This window comes from Roseovarius sp. A46, assembly GCF_004126395.1.
Classification (GTDB): domain Bacteria; phylum Pseudomonadota; class Alphaproteobacteria; order Rhodobacterales; family Rhodobacteraceae; genus Roseovarius; species Roseovarius nitratireducens.
In genome coordinates, this window is record NZ_PVWS01000001.1 from 260,079 (window position 1) to 277,178 (window position 17,100).

Here is a 17,100-nt window from a genome sequence, read left to right on the forward strand (position 1 = left end):
CCGGTCAGGCGGGGGCCGTCGCTGTCATGCTTTCACGCTGCGCAAACGCGGTGAACCAGTCGGCCAGCGCCGGGTGCCCCTGCCGCCAGCCGCGCCCGTCATGGCGGAAATCGAGATATCCCAGCGCGCAGCCCGTGGCGATATGGCCCATGTCCAGCCGACCAGAGAGGTGGCTCATCCACCGCGCTTCGAGCGCATCGAGCGCGCGCGCGATCTTGGCCCATTGCGCCTCGACCCAGGGGGCGTATTGCATGTCTTCGGGGCGAAAGCGGCCCTCATAGGTCATCAGAACGGCAGCTTCCATGATGCCCTCGGCGGTGGCTTCGAGCGTCAGGACTTCCCACAGCCGCGCCTCGGGGTAGAGCCCGGCCCCCGCGAGGTCATCGAGATATCGGGTGATGACCCGGCTGTCATAGAGTGTGGCGCCGTCCTCGCGCACCAGCGCGGGGATCTTGCCCAGCGGATTGGCCGAGGCGGCGCGCGGATCGGTCTCGATCGGGGTTGTCGCGAGGTTCACCACCTCGACCTGCTGGGCGAGCCCGGTCTCATGCAACAGCACGCGCACCTTGCGCACGAAAGGAGAGAGTGGGGAGGCGATGAGTTGCATGGTTCGGCCCTCTTGCAGGTGTCGCGCAGACGCTAGGCGCGCAGGGCCGGGGTGTAAAGCGCGGCTGGCCGCTAACGGGCCTGCCGTCGCAACAGTCTACAAGGAATGCTGCTCAACACCGGAACCGGCTTTTGAGCGGTATTCTCTAGATCGCCGAGCTGTGACCTTCGGCATTGACCTCGTACGCGTCGAGCTGCCGTGCGATCATCCGGGTGAGCGGGCGTGCCTCCGGCGGGATGAACAGGCCGGTCTCGTCCAGCTTCAGATGACCGGCAAAGGCCCGATCAATCTCTGACAACAGGTCGTGCAGCGCGGCTGGGGCGATGGCGAAATCGCGCGTGATCTCCTCCGCATCGACGTGGAAATCGCACATCAGCATCTCGATCATCCGGCCGCGCATCCGATCCTCGGGCGAGAAGACATGACCGCGCGTGGTGGAAAACCGCCCCTCGCGAATCGCGCCGGTATGGGCCCCGGTGGCGGGTGCGTTCTGTGCGTATCCTTGCGGAAAGCGCGAGATCGAGGATGCGCCGAGACCGATCAGCACATCCGCCGTGTCATCGGTATAGCCTTGGAAATTGCGGCGCAGGCGTCCGGTCTTTTGTGCAATGCTCAGCCCGTCGTCCTTGGTGGCGAAATGGTCGATGCCGATCTCGTCGTACCCGTCCCAGAGAAACAGCCGCCTGGCGGTGTCGAAGAGGGCAAGGCGTTCCTGCGGGGTGGGCAGAGCGTCCGAAGGGATCATCTGCTGGCGCTTGGCCATCCACGGCACATGCGCATAGCCGTAGAGCGCCACACGGTCAGGGTTGAGCGACAGGAGCTTCTGCACGCTCTCGGTGATTCGCGCCTTGGTCTGGTGCGGCAGACCGTAGAGAATGTCGGCATTGAGGCTCGCCACGCCCCTTGCACGGATTTCCTCGGTAGCCCAACGAGTGATGTCGTAGCTTTGCAGGCGACCGATGCTTTTCTGGATGTCCTCGTCGAAATCCTGCACTCCGATGGAGGCTCGGTTCATGCCTGCCGCGGCGAGCGCGTCGAGGCGCGGCCCGTCGATCTCGTTGGGGTCGATCTCGACCGAGAACTCTGTGGCCTCGGTGAACGGCGCAATCTCGCGAATCGCCCCCGCCAGCTCGGTCATCATCGACGGCTGCAAAAGCGTGGGCGTGCCACCGCCCCAGTGCAGCCGCGAGAGCCGCACACCATCGGGCAGCAGGCGCCCCAGCATGGCGATCTCGGTCTTGAGCGTCTCGAGATAGGCGATCACCGGCGCATCGCTCTGGGTGCCTTGCGTGCGACAAGCGCAGAACCAGCACAGCCTGCGGCAGAAGGGCACGTGCACGTAGAGCGATACCTCGGAGCCAGCCGGGATGGCGGCTATCCAGTCGGTGAAGTCACCAGACGCCACCGACCGGCTGAAATGCGGCGCGGTGGGGTAGCTGGTGTAGCGAGGCACCTTGGCATCAAAAAGACCCAGGCGGGCGAGTTCGGTTTGCGTATCCATGTGCCGACGTTTACAGTCCGAAAACGTAAACTCCTTGACCCAGATCAACCCTTGGATGGCAAAGTTGGCGATCAGCGAAAAAATCGCGCATTGCGCGCCAGTGGATTGCGGCGACTGCCCGATCCGACACCGCGCCGTCTGTGCACGGTGCGAGTCTGACGAGCTCGAGTTGCTCGAGCAGATCAAGTATTATCGCAACTTCGAGGCCGGGCAGACGGTTATCTGGTCCGGGGACCAGATGGATTTCGTTGCCTCCGTCGTTTCGGGGATCGCCACGCTCACGCAGACGATGGAGGACGGGCGCACGCAGATGGTGGGCCTGCTTCTGCCCAGCGATTTCGTGGGTCGCCCGGGGCGCGAGTGCGCCACCTATGACGTGGTCGCAACCACGGACATGGTGATGTGCTGTTTTCGCCGCAAACCGTTCGAACAGATGATGGTTCGCACGCCCCACATCGCGCAGCGTCTGCTCGAAATGACGCTCGACGAGCTGGACGCGGCGCGCGAATGGATGCTGGTGCTGGGCCGCAAGACCGCACGGGAAAAGATCGCCTCGCTCATCGCGATCATCGCGCGGCGCGACGCCGCGCTCTCGATGCAGGGGATGCGCGGCCCGCTGGTCTTTGACCTGCCGCTCACGCGCGAGGCGATGGCCGATTACCTCGGCCTCACGCTGGAAACCGTCAGCCGCCAGGTCTCGGCGCTCAAGAAGGACGGGGTGATCTCGCTTGAGGGCAAGCGCCGGGTGACCATCCCCGACATGGGCCGCCTGCTGGAAGAGGCGGGCGACGACAGCGATGGCGGGCTGCTGGTCTGAGGTCATTGGTTCAGCCGGGGCCGAATCAGGGCCAAGAGATTGGTTAACAACCCAAAATGCCTGTCTGCATCGCGTCGGTAAACCGGCTGTATCGCGTCGGTATTTCTGTCGATGCCGTCGAGGTTAACAGATCGGTCGAAGCAGCCGCCTGCTCAGACCGGTCTGCGCCCCGATGACACCGATGGCGATCCCGGTGGAAAGTCTCAGGAGACGGGCAGGGGTGGTTTCACAGGCGGGGGATGGTCGGAAAGGCGCGACGGGACCGGCCCCGCCTTTCCCGACCAGAAGCCCGCTGGGTCAATGCGCCATGAACACCGGCACCGTGGCCTGTTCCAGCATGTAGCGCGTGGCCCCGCCGAAGATTGCCTCGCGAAAGCGCGAATGGCCATAAGCCCCCATCACCACCATGTCGGCGTCCATGTCCGTCATGTGGCGCAAGAGCACATCCGAGACCCGCGGCAACGAGCGCGACAGCACGTCGATCTCGGTCTTGACCCCGTGGCGCGCGAGATACTGCGCCAGAAGCCCGCCGGGATCGGAGCGGTTCGGCCCGTGCATGGGCGGGTCGATCACCACCACATGCACCGTCTCTGCCATGCGCAGGAGTGGTATCGCGGCCCGCGTGGCGGCGAGCGCCTCGGGGCTCTCGTTCCAGCCCAGAAGTATGCGCCGTGGGTTCGGTGTCGGGGCGCCCTTGGCGGGCGCGACGAGAACCGGCGTGCGCCCCTCGAAGAGTGCCGATTCGGTTACCGCCTCGAGTTCGGCACCGCGCCCCTCGCCATAGGGCTGCGGCAAAGTGACCAGATCCGAAAATCGCGCCCGCGCCGCGACATGGCGTCCGATATCGGCAAGCTGTGCCACGCCCATCTCGGCGGCCCAGCGAATCGTGCTCTTGTCGAGACGCGCGCGCACCAGCCGGTCGATCTCTTCGGCGTCTTCCTGGGCACGGCTGATTGTCTCCTGGAGCACAACCGCGCTTGCGCCGGCGTAGTAATAGCCTGTCTGGCTTCGGTCGACGCCCAGGCAGAGCGCATCGAGATGCGCGTCATTGGCTTCGGCCACGGCGATGGCATGGGTGAGGGTCTCATCGACCAGCGCCGGGTCGGTCAGTACCGTGAATAGGCTGTTATAGGTCATCGTGCATTTCCCTGAATCCGCTTCGATATGACCACATTAGGGGCATGAGGGGCGGGACGCATTGACGCGGATCAAGCGCCGGTGCGTGCCGTTTTGACACAGATCAAGGTTTGTTGACTCGGGTGCTCCCATTAAGTGCAAAGTCAAACGTGCGTGCGCCGGTCATGGCGAGTCGCGCGGTCGAAGACGAAGGGACGCAACATGACGAATTACATCAAGCTGATTGCGCTTGGCCTGATAACGCTCTTCGCGTTGATCGCTGCCAACTACGCGCGCGATCTGGCCTATCTGGTAAATGCGCTTACCGTGGCGCTGATCTCCGGCGGGCTGTTTCTGTGGGTGCTCAAGCACACCGACGAGCCGCAGGCGCGGGTCGATCTGTCCGGCGAATACATGGACGGCGTGGTGCGCGCCGGGGTCGTTGCGACCGCCCTTTGGGGCGTCGTCGGCTTTCTCGCGGGCACGTTCATCGCCTTTCAGCTCGCCTTTCCCGAGCTCAATTTCGAGTGGGCGCAGGGCTATGCCAATTTTGGGCGGCTGCGTCCGCTGCACACATCCGCGGTGATCTTCGCCTTTGGCGGCAACGCGCTCATTGCCACGTCTTTCTACGTGGTGCAGCGCACCTCGGCGGCGCGGCTGTGGGGCGGCAACCTCGCGTGGTTCGTGTTCTGGGGCTATCAGATTGTCATCGTTCTGGCCGCCACCGGTTACCTGCTGGGTGCCACCCAATCCAAGGAATACGCCGAGCCGGAATGGTACGTTGACTGGTGGCTGACCATCGTCTGGCTTGCCTATCTCGCGGTGTTCCTCGGCACGATCGTCAAGAGGAAAGAGCCGCATATCTATGTGGCCAACTGGTTTTATCTGTCATTCATCATAACGGTGGCGATGCTGCACGTCGTCAACAACCTGTCGATTCCGGTCTCGATCTGGGGCTCCAAATCGGTCCAGGTGTTTGCGGGTGTGCAGGACGCGATGGTGCAGTGGTGGTACGGCCACAACGCCGTGGGCTTCTTCCTCACCGCCGGGTTCCTTGGGATGATGTACTACTTCGTCCCGAAACAGGCAGAACGCCCGGTGTTCAGCTACAAGCTGTCGATCATCCACTTCTGGGCACTTATCTTCATCTATATCTGGGCTGGTCCGCACCACCTGCACTACACGGCGCTGCCCGACTGGGCCTCGACGCTGGGCATGGTGTTCTCGATCGTGCTGTGGATGCCGTCCTGGGGCGGGATGATCAACGGCCTGATGACGCTCTCGGGCGCATGGGACAAGCTGCGCACCGATCCGATTATCCGGATGATGGTGATCTCCATCGGTTTTTACGGCATGTCCACCTTCGAGGGGCCGATGATGTCCATCCGCGCGGTCAACTCGCTGTCGCACTATACCGACTGGACGATCGGGCACGTGCACTCGGGTGCGCTTGGCTGGAACGGCATGATCACCTTCGGTGCGCTCTACTTCCTGGTGCCAAAACTGTGGAACCGCGAGCGGCTTTACAGCCTGAGCCTCGTGAGCTGGCACTTCTGGCTCGCCACGATCGGCATCATTCTCTACGCCGCCGCCATGTGGGTGACGGGGATCATGGAGGGCCTGATGTGGCGCGAGGTGGATGCGAACGGCTTCCTTGTGAACTCTTTCGCCGACACCGTGGCCGCGAAACTGCCGATGTATATCGTGCGCGGTCTGGGCGGGGTGCTCTACGTCACCGGTGCCGTGATCATGTGCTACAACCTCTGGATGACTGTGAAGCGTTCGCCGGCCGTTGAGGCCACGAACAGCACAGTCCCGGCTGAATAAGGAGGGCCGGAGAGATGGCAATTCTGGACAAACACGCAATCCTGGAAAAGAACGTCACGCTTCTGGCGATCTTTGCCTTCCTCGTGGTCACCATCGGGGGGATCGTGCAGATCGCCCCGCTGTTCTGGCTCGAGAACACCATCGAGGACGTGGAGGGCATGCGCCCCTACTCGCCGCTGGAGCTGGCCGGGCGCGACATCTACGTCCGCGAGGGCTGTTACGTCTGCCACAGCCAGATGGTGCGCCCGATGCGCGACGAGGTCGAACGCTACGGCCATTACAGCCTCGCTGCGGAGTCGAAATACGACCACCCGTTCCAGTGGGGTTCCAAGCGCACGGGGCCTGACCTCGCGCGCGTCGGCGGGCGCTACTCGGACGCATGGCACGTCGATCACCTGCGCGATCCACAAGCGGTGGTGCCCGAATCGGTGATGCCGAAATACGGCTTCCTCGAGGATCGGCTGATCGACGGCGAACACGTCGCCGACCTGCTCGAGACACACAGCCTCGTGGGCGTGCCCTATACCGACGAGATGATCGAGAACGCGGTGGCAGACTTCCGGGCGCAGGCCGATCCGGACGCCGATACCGAGGGGCTGCTCGCGCGTTACCCCAAGGCGCAGGTGCGCAATTTCGACAGCCGCCCCGGCATCTCGGAGAGCGACGCGCTGATCGCCTACCTGCAGATGCTGGGCACGCTGGTCGATTTCTCGACCTTCACCCCCGTTGCAAGCCGCTGAGGAGGACAGAAGATGGAAACCTATTCCCTGCTGCGCCAATTCGCCGATAGCTGGATGTTGCTGGTGCTCTTTGCCTTCTTCATCGGGGTAGTCATCTGGGTGTTCCGCCCCGGCGCCACGAAGAAATACGAGAACCCGGCGAACATCCCCTTCCGGCACGAAGACAAACCGGCATCCGATCGCGATGCCGACGCCAAGGAGGCGTAAGACATGGCCAAGAAACCGACCGATAAACAGGAACCGGATACCACCGGCCACGAGTGGGACGGGATCAAGGAATACAACAATCCCCTTCCGCGCTGGTGGGTATGGGTGTTCTACGCCACCATCATCTGGGGGATCTGGTACGTGATCGCCTATCCCGCATGGCCGCTCATCAACGAGGCGACGGCGGGCTACAAGGGCTGGTCCACCCGCGCCAACGTGGCCGCCGAGATCGAGGCCGCAAAAGAGGCCAATGCCGAGATCAATACCCGGCTGGCGTCGGTTGAACTCGAAGAAATCCCGACGGACGAGGAGCTCAACAGCTATGCCGTCTCTGCCGGGGCCGCGGTTTTTCGCACTTGGTGCGCGCAATGCCACGGCTCGGGCGCGGCGGGCGTGAAGGCGGGCGGCTATCCCAACCTGCTGGACAATGCCTGGCTCTGGGGTGGCACGCTGGACGATATTCACTACACCATCGCTCACGGTATCCGCAACGACGAGGACCCGGATGCGCGCTGGTCGCAGATGCCCGCCTTCGGTGACATCCTCGACAGCGAATCGATCGACCAGGTGGTGAATTACGTGATGTCGCTCTCGGGCGCGCCGCAGGACGCCACGGCCGCTGCGGCAGGCGAGGAGATATTCCTCGACAATTGCGCGGCCTGCCATGGCGACGCGGGTGGGGGCGACATCTACCAGGGTGCCCCGAACCTCGCCGACGCCATCTGGCTCTATGGTGGGGATTACGACACGATCCGCGAGACCGTGACCAATTCGCGCTTTGGCATCATGCCGCCGATGGGTGGGGCCGACCTCAGCGAGGCCGAGACGCGCGCCGTTGCCGTCTATGTCCACCAACTGGGCGGCGGTCAGTAAGCGCAAAGAGATACCCCGGGCCCGTTCCTGGGCCCGGGGTAAGGTGCCGGTCCTTCCGTCCTGTTCGCGCGTTTCCAGGGAGGGCCGGCACCGATAACGTCGGCTGAAGAGACGCCATGTCAACCTCGGGCCCCGTTTCGGGGCCCTTGTCATGTGCGGGTCAGACCCTGCGACGGGCGATGAGGTGGGCCTCCAGCTCTGCACTGTCGCGCTGGTCCGAGCGTTCCGCCAAGGGCCGGTGGGGCCGGTTTTGATGGCGGTGACGCGCACCGTTCGCGGTGTCGGTGCGAGTGGCGATATTGAAAGTATTTGCCAGAATTCCAAGCATGATCGTGTCCTTTCATCTGCTGCTGTTCTGCCATTTAATATGGGGAAATGTGGCTCCTCACGCGACTCTGGAAAATTTTCGACCCGTAAGGTAGGCTTACATCATGGATTGGCATACCCTTCCTTCTCTGACCGCGCTGCGCGCTTTCGCGGCCTTGGCCGAGACCGGCAGCACCGCCGCCGCCGGCGCGCGGCTAAACGTGAGCCACGCCGCCGTCAGCCAACAGGTCAGGCAGCTTGAGGCGCATCTGGGCGTGGCGCTTGTCGACCGGTCGGGGCGGCAGTCACGGTTGACGGCGGAGGGACGTGACCTTGCTGATGCGCTGAGCCTCGGGTTCGGGGCTATTGCCCGTGCGGTCGAGGCGCTGACCGGTGCTGATGCCGAGCGCCCGCTGCAGATATCGACGACGCCGAGTTTTGCCGCGCACTGGCTCATGCCCTGCCTCAGCGAGTTCCGGCAGGCGCATCCGCAAATCGACCTGATGATCGACCCGACTCCAAGAATCGTCGAGTTGGAGCCGGGTGGCATCGACATCGCCGTGCGGTATGGCACGGGGCACTGGCCGGGGCTGGAGGCGGAGTTGCTGTTTCGCTCGCCCATCGTCGCCGTGGCTGCGCCGCACCTGGTCGAAGACAAGCGGATCGAATGCCCCGCGGACCTTGCCGACCTGCCTTGGTTGCAGGAATTCGGCACCAACGAGGCGAGCGACTGGCTGCGTCGGCGGGGCGTGGTCAAGGAACGTGCCGCCGGGCTGGTGCAGGTGCCGGGTAACCTGTTGCTCGACGGGTTGCGCAACGGGCAGGGCGTGGCGGTGACGGTGCGCGAATGGGTGCGTCAGGATATCACATCCGGTCGATTGCGGCTTTTGTTCGAGGATCAAGAGGAGGCGGGCTATCATGTTGTTACGCGCCCCGGCGTGCTGCGTCCGCCTGCAAAGGCTTTCGTTACGTGGCTACGGCGGCAGGCGCGAAAGACGGTGCCGCTCAAAGAGTTGTCCGTGAGCAAGACGCAAGCGAAATAGATCGATTCAGGAGTCAGGATTGATGCAGGTCAAAGTTTCGGGCCCCGCATCCTGTCAAAAGACGATCAACAGATGCAAGATATCGGAGTGTCTCCGTGGCCGATTCCCAGCCTAATGCCCCCCAATCCCTCTATGCCGCGCGTGAGCCGGTCTTTCCCAGGAAGGTGTACGGCAAGTTCCGCAACCTGAAATGGGTGATCATGGCCGTCACCCTCGGCATCTATTACCTCACCCCGTGGATTCGCTGGGACCGGGGGCCGAGTCTTCCGGATCAGGCAGTTCTGCTCGATCTGGCTGAGCGGCGGTTCTTCTTCTTCTGGATCGAGATCTGGCCGCATGAATTCTACTTCGTTGCCGGCCTGCTGGTGATGGCTGGCCTGGGGCTGTTCCTGTTCACCTCGGCGCTTGGCCGGGTGTGGTGCGGCTATGCCTGCCCGCAGACCGTCTGGACCGATCTGTTTATCCTGGTGGAACGCTGGATCGAGGGTGATCGCAATGCCCGGCTGCGCCTGCACAGGCAGAAGAAATGGGATGTCCGCAAGGCGCGGCTGCGAGTGACCAAATGGATCACCTGGGCCTTGATCGCGGTGGCGACGGGGGGCGCGTGGGTGTTTTATTTCACGGATGCACCAACGCTTCTGGTCGACCTGTTCACGCTCGACGCGCATCCCATCGCCTATACCACCATCGCCGTTCTGACCGGCACGACCTTTTTCTTCGGCGGTTTCGCGCGCGAACAGATCTGCATCTATGCCTGCCCCTGGCCGCGCATTCAGGCCGCGATGATGGACGAGGACACGCTGACCGTGGGCTACCGCGAATGGCGTGGCGAGCCGCGCAAGAACTCCGAAGCCGTGAAAGCCGGGGCCACGCAGGGTGACTGCATCGACTGCATGGCCTGCGTCAACGTCTGCCCCGTGGGCATCGACATCCGCGATGGCCAGCAGCTTGAATGCATCACCTGTGCGCTGTGCATCGACGCCTGCGACGACGTGATGGCCAGGATTGGCAAGCCGCGCGGGTTAATCGACTACATGGCGTTCACCGACGAGGAGCGCGAGCGCGCGGGCCAGCCGCCCAAACCGATCTGGAAGCACGTTTTCCGCCCGCGCACCATTCTCTATACGGCGCTTTGGTCGCTGGTGGGGCTGGGTCTTGTCTTTGCGCTGTTCATCCGCTCCGACATCGACCTGACGGTGGCGCCGGTGCGCAACCCGACCTATGTCACCCTGTCGGATGGCGAAATCCGCAATATCTACGAGGTGCGCCTGCGCAACATGAAGCACGAGCCGACGCGCTTTAAATTCAGCGTGAAGGGCGATCCGACGCTGTTCATCACGTTGGAGGGAACGCCCTACACTTCGGTCGAGGTGGCCCCCGACGAGATGAAGCTTCAGCGTGTCTACGTCACCGCACCGCCGAATTCGGCCCCGGCACAGGCCGAGAGTACCGATATCCGCATCTGGGTCGAGGATACCGGCAGCGGCACGCGCGATTACAAGGACACGGTCTTCAACGGACGGGGGCAATGATGGCGGAACGACAGATCACCGGGCGGCACGTGCTGATAGGCTTCGTGGCGGCCTTCAGCGTCATCATCGGGGTCAATCTCGTGCTGGCCTATTCGGCGGTGCGCACCTTTCCCGGGCTGGAGGTGAGAAACGGCTATATCGCCAGCCAGACCTTCAACGAGCGCAAGACCGCGCAGGAGGCGCTGGGCTGGATCCTGGCCGCCGAGGCGCAGGACGGGCTTTTGTCGCTGCGCTTCACCGACGAGAGCGGGCGGCCCGTAAGACCCGCGAGCGTCGAGGCGACGGTGGGCCGGGCAACCGAGGATCACGAGGATATCTCGGCCCGGCTCACCTATACCGGGCAGGCCTTCGAAGCACCCGTTGCGCTGGGAGCAGGAAAGTGGATCCTTCGGCTGAGAGCCTATTCCGCCGACGGAACCCTGTTCCAGCAGCGCCGCGAGATCCTGATGGATCGAGGCTAGGGGATGACCGCCACGATGCGCCCTGCACCTTCGGCCTGTCCGGCCTGCGCCGCCGCCCCGGCGGCCGAGGCGCTGGCCGCGCGCGACCTGCCCGACGCCCGGATCGCCCTGTCGCTGCCGACGATCCATTGCGCGGCCTGCATCTCGAAGATCGAGAGCGCACTGGACGCGCACCCGCAGGTGCGCTCGGCGCGGGTCAACCTCACCCTCAAACGGGCCAGCATCGACGCCGCCCCCGGCGTTACGGCGGATGAGATGCGCGCGCTTGTCGAGCGGCTGGGCTACGAGGCGCACGAGCTTGACGCCGGCACGCTCAACGCCACCGCAACCGACAAGGCGGGTCGTGATCTCTTGATGCGGCTGGCGGTGGCGGGATTTGCCGCGATGAACGTCATGCTTTTGTCGATCTCGGTCTGGTCCGGGGCCGATGCCGCGACGCGCGACCTGTTTCACTGGATATCCGCCGCGATCACCCTGCCTGCCATCGCGTTTTCGGGCATGCCATTCTTTCGCAATGCATGGGCTGCGCTGCGGCAGGGGCGGCTCAACATGGACGTGCCGATCACGCTGGCGATCGTTCTGGCGGTGATCACCTCGCTGTGGGAAACCTCGCTCTCGGGCGAGCACGCCTATTTCGACGCGGCCATCGCGCTCACCTTCTTCCTGCTTGCCGGGCGTTATCTCGATCATCGCACCCGTGCCATCGCGCGCTCTGCCGCCGAGGAGCTGACCGCGCTCGAAGTACCACGCGCGACGCGGTTGCACGATGGCGAGGAAGAGGTTGTCAGCGTCTCGGAGCTTGCGGCGGGCGATCTGGTCCTCGTGCGCCCCGGCGGGCGGATGCCGGTGGATGGCGAGATCGTCGGCGGCACGTCGGAGATCGACCGCTCTCTCCTGACCGGAGAGACGCGGCCCGTTTTTGCGGGAGAGGGGCAGGCGGTGAGCGCCGGAGAGGTGAACCTTACCGGGCCGCTCACCATCCGTGCCACCGCCGTTGGTGCCGAGACATCGCTGCACCGCATGGCCGACCTGGTGGCGATCGCGGAATCGGGGCGCTCGCGCTACACCTCGCTCGCTGATCGCGCGGCCAAGCTCTATGCGCCCGGGGTGCATATCCTGGCGGGCCTGAGTTTCCTCGGCTGGTATCTCTATACGTGGGATTTGCGCACCGCGCTCAACATTGCCGCAGCCGTGCTCATCATCACATGTCCCTGCGCGCTGGGCCTTGCCGTTCCGGCGGTGACGACGGCGGCGTCGGGGCGGCTTTTCCGGCGCGGCATGCTCATCAAGCACGAAACCGCGCTGGAGCGGTTGGCGCAGGTGGACACGGTGGTGTTCGACAAGACCGGCACGCTGACCGCCGGCACCCCGCGACTCGAGGCACCGGGGGCGGTCCCGCCGGAGGCGATGGCGGTGGCGCGCGCGCTGGCCGAGGGCTCGTCGCACCCGCTGGCCCGCGCGATCGCCGAGGCCGCGCGCGAGGCAGGTGTCGCGGCAGCGAAGGTGAGCGACGTGACAGAGGTGCCGGGCTACGGCACCAAGGGCCGTTACGAGGGCCGCGAGGTGCGGCTCGGGCGGGCAAGCTGGACGGGCGCCGCGCCGCGGGCGCAAACCGCGAGTTTCCTCGATATGGGCGGGGGCGGGCCGGTGGCGTTTCCATTCACCGATGCGCTGCGCCCCGGTGCGCAAGAGGCGGTCGCGGCGCTGGTGGCCGATGGCAAGCGGGTGATCCTGATGTCGGGCGATACCGAACCGGCGGTCGCCGCTCTCGCGGATCGGCTCGGGATCAAGGAATGGACCGCCGAGGCGCTGCCCGCAGACAAGGCGGCGCGCGTCGACGCGCTGGGCGCCGAGGGCGGGCATGTGCTGATGGTGGGTGACGGGCTCAACGACACCGCTGCGCTCGCCGCCGCGCATGTCTCGATCTCGCCCGCATCGGCGCTCGATGCCGCGCGGGTCGCGTCGGATATCGTGCTGCTGGGCAATGACCTGTCGCCCATCGGTGCGGCCTGTGTGACGGCGCGCTCGGCGACGCGGCGCATTCGCGAAAACTTCAGGATTGCGACGGTTTACAACATCGTCGCCGTGCCGCTGGCGGTGGCCGGACTCGCCACGCCACTGATCGCGGCCTTGGCCATGTCGGCGAGTTCGATTACCGTGTCGCTGAACGCGCTGCGATTGAGGTGAGCGATGAACGTGCTGGCCTATCTCATCCCGATTTCGCTGATCCTTGGCGGTCTGGGGCTGGTGTTCTTCATCTACACGGTGCGGTCCAACCAGTATGACGACCCCGAGGGCGATGCCCGGCGCATCCTGACGGATGACTGGGACGAACACCCCAAGCCCTGACCACCGAGGATCGCGCTGCGGACGGTATCGCCGTGCGCCCCCCGTCCCGCAGGCTGACCGGCGCGGCGACGTGGACAAGCGTGCCCGATCCGGACTAAACGGTGAGGCATTCCGTCAGCCCCGGCGCGTGGCCGCCATCCGGGGACCGTGGCGAGCCAGTCGGGGCGGACCGGGGAGACCGTTATGGGGTATGTGACACAGATTCTCGAGGTCCTCTCGCTCGTCTTCGTGTTCCTTCTGGGGACGGCGGCGCTGGTGGTGCTGCTCTTTTACGTCATAGACCGTACGCAGACCGGCGACGCGATTCGCCGGAACTACCCGGTGATCGGGCGGTTCCGGGGGCTGTTCACAAAACTGGGCGAATTCTTTCGTCAGTATTTCTTTGCGATGGACCGCGAGGAAATGCCCTTCAACCGTGCGCAACGGGATTGGGTGGCGCATGCGACCAAGCACAAGGGCAATACCATCGCCTTTGGCTCGACCCGCAATCTCCACGTGCCCGGCACGCCCATATTCGTGCCGGCGGTGTTCCCGCCGCTCGACGACCAGTTTGCCACCACCGAACCGATGGAGATCGGGCCGGGCGCGGCGATTCCCTACAAGGCGAAGTCGATCTTCAACATTTCCGGCATGAGCTATGGCGCGATCTCGCGCCCCGCTGTCGAGGCGCTGAGCCGGGGGGCGGCACGGGCGGGCATCTGGCTCAATACCGGTGAGGGCGGGGTCAGCCCCTATCACCTGACCGGAGGGTGCGACCTTGTCTACCAGATCGGCACCGCGAAATACGGCGTGCGCGACGCCGGGGGGCAACTCTCCGATGACAGGTTGCGCGAGGTTTCGGACAACCCGTGCATCAAGATGTTCGAGATCAAGCTGGCGCAGGGTGCCAAGCCCGGCAAGGGTGGCATCCTGCCCGGTGCCAAGGTCAATGGCGAGATCGCGCGCATCCGCGGCATTGCCGAGGGGCAGGACAGCATTTCGCCCAACCGGCACGCAGAGATCGACGATTTCGGCGACCTTCTGGACATGATTTGCCACATCCGCCGCGTTACCGGCCGGCCCGTCGGCTTCAAGACGGTGATCGGCACGTCGCAGGCATGGGAGCCATTCTTCGAGCTGGTGGCTGCGCGCGGGGCAGAGTGCGCGCCGGATTTCATCACCATAGACGGCGGCGAGGGGGGAACCGGGGCCGCCCCGATGCCGCTGATGGACCTCGTGGGCATGCCGCTGCGCGACGCGCTGCCGCGCATGGTGGATCTGCGCGACCGTTACGGTCTCAAGGACCGGATCCGCATGATTGCCAGCGGTAAGCTGGTCAATCCCGGCGACGTGGCCTGGGCGCTCTGCGCCGGGGCCGATTTCGTGACCTCGGCGCGCGGCTTCATGTTCAGCCTCGGCTGCATCCAGGCGCTCAAGTGCAACCGTAACACCTGTCCCACAGGCATCACCACCCACGATCCGTATCTTCAGCGCGGCCTCGTGGTCGAGGACAAGTATGCCAAGGTTGCAAACTATGCCAAGTCCATCATCAATGAGGTCGAGACCATCGCCCATTCCGTCGGCGTGGCCGAACCACGGCAGATGCGGCGGCGGCACGTGCGGCTGGTGCAGGCCAACGGCACCTCGATCCGCTTCAACGAGATCCGCCCGAGTTACAGCCCGGACGCGCCATTGTGATCGCCGACGGTGAAACCCGCGGCTGGTTTGGCGCGTGTCTGCCCCTATATGCCGTTTAACGGATGAGGAGGACGTAATGGCCTATCGCTGGAAGAATGACCTGCGCGAGTGTGACGTGACGCCGGAGCAGGTGTGGCTCGACCGACGGGCCGTGATCGCCGGGGCGGCGGGGCTCGGTCTTCTCGGAGCCAGCGATGCCGCGCGGGCCGAGACGCTCGAGCCCAACGACTGGGAGGACATCACCTCCTACAACAATTACTATGAGTTCGGCACCGACAAGGGCGACCCGGCGCGCCATGCGCACCGGCTGACCATCGAGCCGTGGAACGTGCGTATCGACGGGTTGGTGGACCGCCCCGGCGACTATGCCTTCGAGGACATCATGGCGAAGATGACGGTGGAGGAGCGCCTCTACCGTTTCCGCTGCGTCGAGGCATGGTCGATGGTGGTGCCGTGGAACGGGTTCGAGCTCGCCGACCTGCTGGCGATGGCGGGCGTGCAGTCAGGCGCGAAATACGTGGCCTTCGAGACGGTGCTGCGCGAGGACGAGATGCCCGGCGTGGCCTACCCGGTGCTCGACTGGCCCTATGTCGAGGGGCTGCGGCTCGATGAGGCGATGCATCCGCTCACCATCATGGCGACGGGCATATATGGCCGCGACATCCCAAAGCAGAACGGCGCGCCGCTGCGTCTTGTCGTGCCATGGAAATACGGCTTCAAGTCGATCAAGTCGGTGGTGCGCATCACGCTGACCGACAGTGAGCCGCCGACAAGCTGGAACAAGGCCAACCCGCGCGAATACGGCTTCTACTCCAACGTCAACCCGGAGGTGGACCACCCACGCTGGAGCCAGGCCACAGAGCGGCGAATCGGCGGCGGGCTGTTCTCGTCGCGCACCCCGACGCTCATGTTCAACGGCTATGGCGACGAGGTGGCTAGCCTTTACAAGGGCATGGACCTCAAGAAGCACTTCTGATGTGGGCTGACCGGATCAACGGCCCGGCGCGCCGCGTTCCGGTCTGGGCGCTGTGGGTCATCGGTCTCGCGCCGGCGGTTTGGTTCTTCTACCTCGGGCTGACCGGCGGGCTCGGTGCCGAGCCGATCAAGGCGCTGGAGCGTGAACTGGGCCTGGTGGCGCTTCAGTTGCTGGTGGCCACACTCGCGATTACGCCGCTGCGGCGGCACCTCGGCATCAATCTCATACGCTTTCGCCGGGCGCTCGGGCTTCTGGCGTTTACTTATGTGAGCCTGCATCTCGCGGTCTGGCTCCTGCTCGACGTGCAGGATGCCGCCCGCATCTGGGCCGATATCGTCAAGCGCCCGTTCGTGACCGTGGGCTTTACCGCTTTCCTGTTGATGATTCCGCTGGCGCTGACGTCGAATGACCTGTCGCTGCGCCGCCTCGGCCCGCGCTGGCGGAGGCTGCATCGGTTGACCTATGCGGTGGTTATCCTCGGGGCGGTGCATTTCATCTGGCTCTCCAAGGGTTTTCAGTTCGAGCCGCTGATCTATCTCGGGGCGATTCTCGGCCTGCTGGCGCTACGGCTCCGGCGCTCGCGGGGGCCGCAGCGCGTCTGAGTCGGCCGAACGCGGGCCTTTCTGGGGGTAACCCTGTGGATAACCGTCGAGCCGGGCTCGGGGAAGCGAGAGCGTCAGAAACAAAGTTGCGCAAGAGCACTCAAAAGCGACGCAAGAGACCCGTAACCCACTCATTTCGCGCGAAATAGGGGCGGATGAAGAAAAAATGACGAAAGGCGAAAAAGGGGGTTGCGGGTCTCGGGCGCTATCCGTAAACAGCCCCTCACCGGCGGCGCTGAGGCGCATGTCGGTGGGCCGACCGGACTGACGAAGCAGCCGCTTCCGAAGAAAGCGAGGCAAAAACACCGAGGTAGGATCGGCGGGTTGGGCCAAGAAAATGGCGCACTCTGGTTGGTTTTGTCTCGTGCTCTTTGACATGATTGATATCTGAAGAGATATGTGGGCGGTTTGGTCTGTTTCGACGGACGGACGTCTGTATATCAACGCCGGTAGGGTCCTTGTGATC

Annotated in this window: 17 protein-coding genes; 13 read left to right on the plus strand and 4 right to left on the minus strand. The window is 64.4% G+C overall.

Going from position 1 to position 17,100, the window contains the following annotated elements; genetic code table 11:
* Positions 1 to 4 precede the first annotated feature (4 nt).
* Both C6W92_RS01325 and hemN read right to left on the minus strand, forming a co-directional pair.
* On the minus strand, positions 5 to 607 hold the full coding sequence (locus C6W92_RS01325; RefSeq protein WP_129431271.1) for a glutathione S-transferase: 603 nt from the start codon (positions 605 to 607) through the stop codon (positions 5 to 7).
* A 145-nt stretch (positions 608 to 752) separates the two neighbouring features.
* Complete coding sequence (gene hemN, locus C6W92_RS01330) at positions 753 to 2,108, minus strand: oxygen-independent coproporphyrinogen III oxidase (RefSeq protein WP_129431272.1); 1,356 nt, start codon at positions 2,106 to 2,108, stop codon at positions 753 to 755.
* A 55-nt stretch (positions 2,109 to 2,163) separates the two neighbouring features.
* Between hemN and C6W92_RS01335 the strand changes: the two genes are divergently transcribed.
* A complete protein-coding gene (locus C6W92_RS01335; RefSeq protein WP_129431273.1) occupies positions 2,164 to 2,925 on the plus strand; it encodes a Crp/Fnr family transcriptional regulator in 762 nt (253 codons plus the stop codon).
* A 297-nt stretch (positions 2,926 to 3,222) separates the two neighbouring features.
* On the opposite strand, the gene C6W92_RS01340 is transcribed toward C6W92_RS01335, so the two are convergent.
* Positions 3,223 to 4,062: a universal stress protein gene (locus tag C6W92_RS01340; RefSeq protein ID WP_129431274.1), complete on the minus strand. Its 840-nt coding sequence runs from the start codon at positions 4,060 to 4,062 to the stop codon at positions 3,223 to 3,225.
* 201 nt (positions 4,063 to 4,263) lie between these two features.
* Between C6W92_RS01340 and ccoN the strand changes: the two genes are divergently transcribed.
* The 4 genes from ccoN to ccoP are packed head-to-tail and all read left to right on the plus strand — an operon-like array spanning position 4,264 to position 7,688.
* On the plus strand, positions 4,264 to 5,868 hold the full coding sequence (gene ccoN, locus C6W92_RS01345; protein ID WP_129431275.1) for a cytochrome-c oxidase, cbb3-type subunit I: 1,605 nt from the start codon (positions 4,264 to 4,266) through the stop codon (positions 5,866 to 5,868).
* A 14-nt stretch (positions 5,869 to 5,882) separates the two neighbouring features.
* Positions 5,883 to 6,608 carry a cytochrome-c oxidase, cbb3-type subunit II gene (gene ccoO / locus C6W92_RS01350; protein WP_129431276.1) on the plus strand — a complete coding sequence of 242 codons (726 nt, stop codon included), beginning with the start codon at positions 5,883 to 5,885 and terminating at the stop codon, positions 6,606 to 6,608.
* A 12-nt stretch (positions 6,609 to 6,620) separates the two neighbouring features.
* Positions 6,621 to 6,815, plus strand: coding sequence for a cbb3-type cytochrome c oxidase subunit 3 (locus tag C6W92_RS01355; protein WP_104020161.1), 195 nt, complete (start codon positions 6,621 to 6,623; stop codon positions 6,813 to 6,815).
* Positions 6,816 to 6,818: 3 nt separating this feature from the next.
* Complete coding sequence (gene ccoP / locus C6W92_RS01360) at positions 6,819 to 7,688, plus strand: cytochrome-c oxidase, cbb3-type subunit III (protein WP_129431277.1); 870 nt, start codon at positions 6,819 to 6,821, stop codon at positions 7,686 to 7,688.
* 160 nt (positions 7,689 to 7,848) lie between these two features.
* Here ccoP and C6W92_RS17600 read toward each other — a convergent pair whose 3' ends face one another.
* On the minus strand, positions 7,849 to 8,016 hold the full coding sequence (locus C6W92_RS17600) for a hypothetical protein (protein WP_164989151.1): 168 nt from the start codon (positions 8,014 to 8,016) through the stop codon (positions 7,849 to 7,851).
* A gap of 103 nt (positions 8,017 to 8,119) precedes the next feature.
* On the opposite strand from C6W92_RS17600, the gene C6W92_RS01365 reads away from it, so the two are divergent.
* From C6W92_RS01365 to msrQ, 8 genes are all read left to right on the plus strand, one after another.
* On the plus strand, positions 8,120 to 9,037 hold the full coding sequence (locus C6W92_RS01365; protein WP_129431278.1) for a LysR family transcriptional regulator: 918 nt from the start codon (positions 8,120 to 8,122) through the stop codon (positions 9,035 to 9,037).
* Between the two features lie 95 nt (positions 9,038 to 9,132).
* Positions 9,133 to 10,569: a cytochrome c oxidase accessory protein CcoG gene (gene ccoG / locus C6W92_RS01370; protein WP_129431279.1), complete on the plus strand. Its 1,437-nt coding sequence runs from the start codon at positions 9,133 to 9,135 to the stop codon at positions 10,567 to 10,569.
* Complete coding sequence (locus C6W92_RS01375) at positions 10,569 to 11,030, plus strand: FixH family protein (protein WP_347232773.1); 462 nt, start codon at positions 10,569 to 10,571, stop codon at positions 11,028 to 11,030. The genes ccoG and C6W92_RS01375 overlap by 1 nt, the downstream gene beginning before the upstream one ends.
* Positions 11,031 to 11,033: 3 nt before the next feature.
* Positions 11,034 to 13,217, plus strand: a complete 2,184-nt coding sequence (locus C6W92_RS01380; RefSeq protein WP_129431281.1) for a heavy metal translocating P-type ATPase — start codon at positions 11,034 to 11,036, stop codon at positions 13,215 to 13,217.
* 3 nt (positions 13,218 to 13,220) lie between these two features.
* The gene (gene ccoS, locus C6W92_RS01385; RefSeq protein ID WP_104020167.1) at positions 13,221 to 13,379 is read left to right on the plus strand and encodes a cbb3-type cytochrome oxidase assembly protein CcoS; all 159 of its coding nucleotides are present in this window, start codon (positions 13,221 to 13,223) and stop codon (positions 13,377 to 13,379) included.
* Between the two features lie 183 nt (positions 13,380 to 13,562).
* On the plus strand, positions 13,563 to 15,056 hold the full coding sequence (locus C6W92_RS01390) for an FMN-binding glutamate synthase family protein (RefSeq protein WP_129431282.1): 1,494 nt from the start codon (positions 13,563 to 13,565) through the stop codon (positions 15,054 to 15,056).
* A 76-nt stretch (positions 15,057 to 15,132) separates the two neighbouring features.
* On the plus strand, positions 15,133 to 16,032 hold the full coding sequence (msrP, locus tag C6W92_RS01395; RefSeq protein ID WP_129431283.1) for a protein-methionine-sulfoxide reductase catalytic subunit MsrP: 900 nt from the start codon (positions 15,133 to 15,135) through the stop codon (positions 16,030 to 16,032).
* On the plus strand, positions 16,032 to 16,634 hold the full coding sequence (msrQ, locus tag C6W92_RS01400; protein WP_129431284.1) for a protein-methionine-sulfoxide reductase heme-binding subunit MsrQ: 603 nt from the start codon (positions 16,032 to 16,034) through the stop codon (positions 16,632 to 16,634). Before msrP ends, msrQ begins: the two co-directional genes overlap by 1 nt.
* Positions 16,635 to 17,100 lie beyond the last annotated feature (466 nt).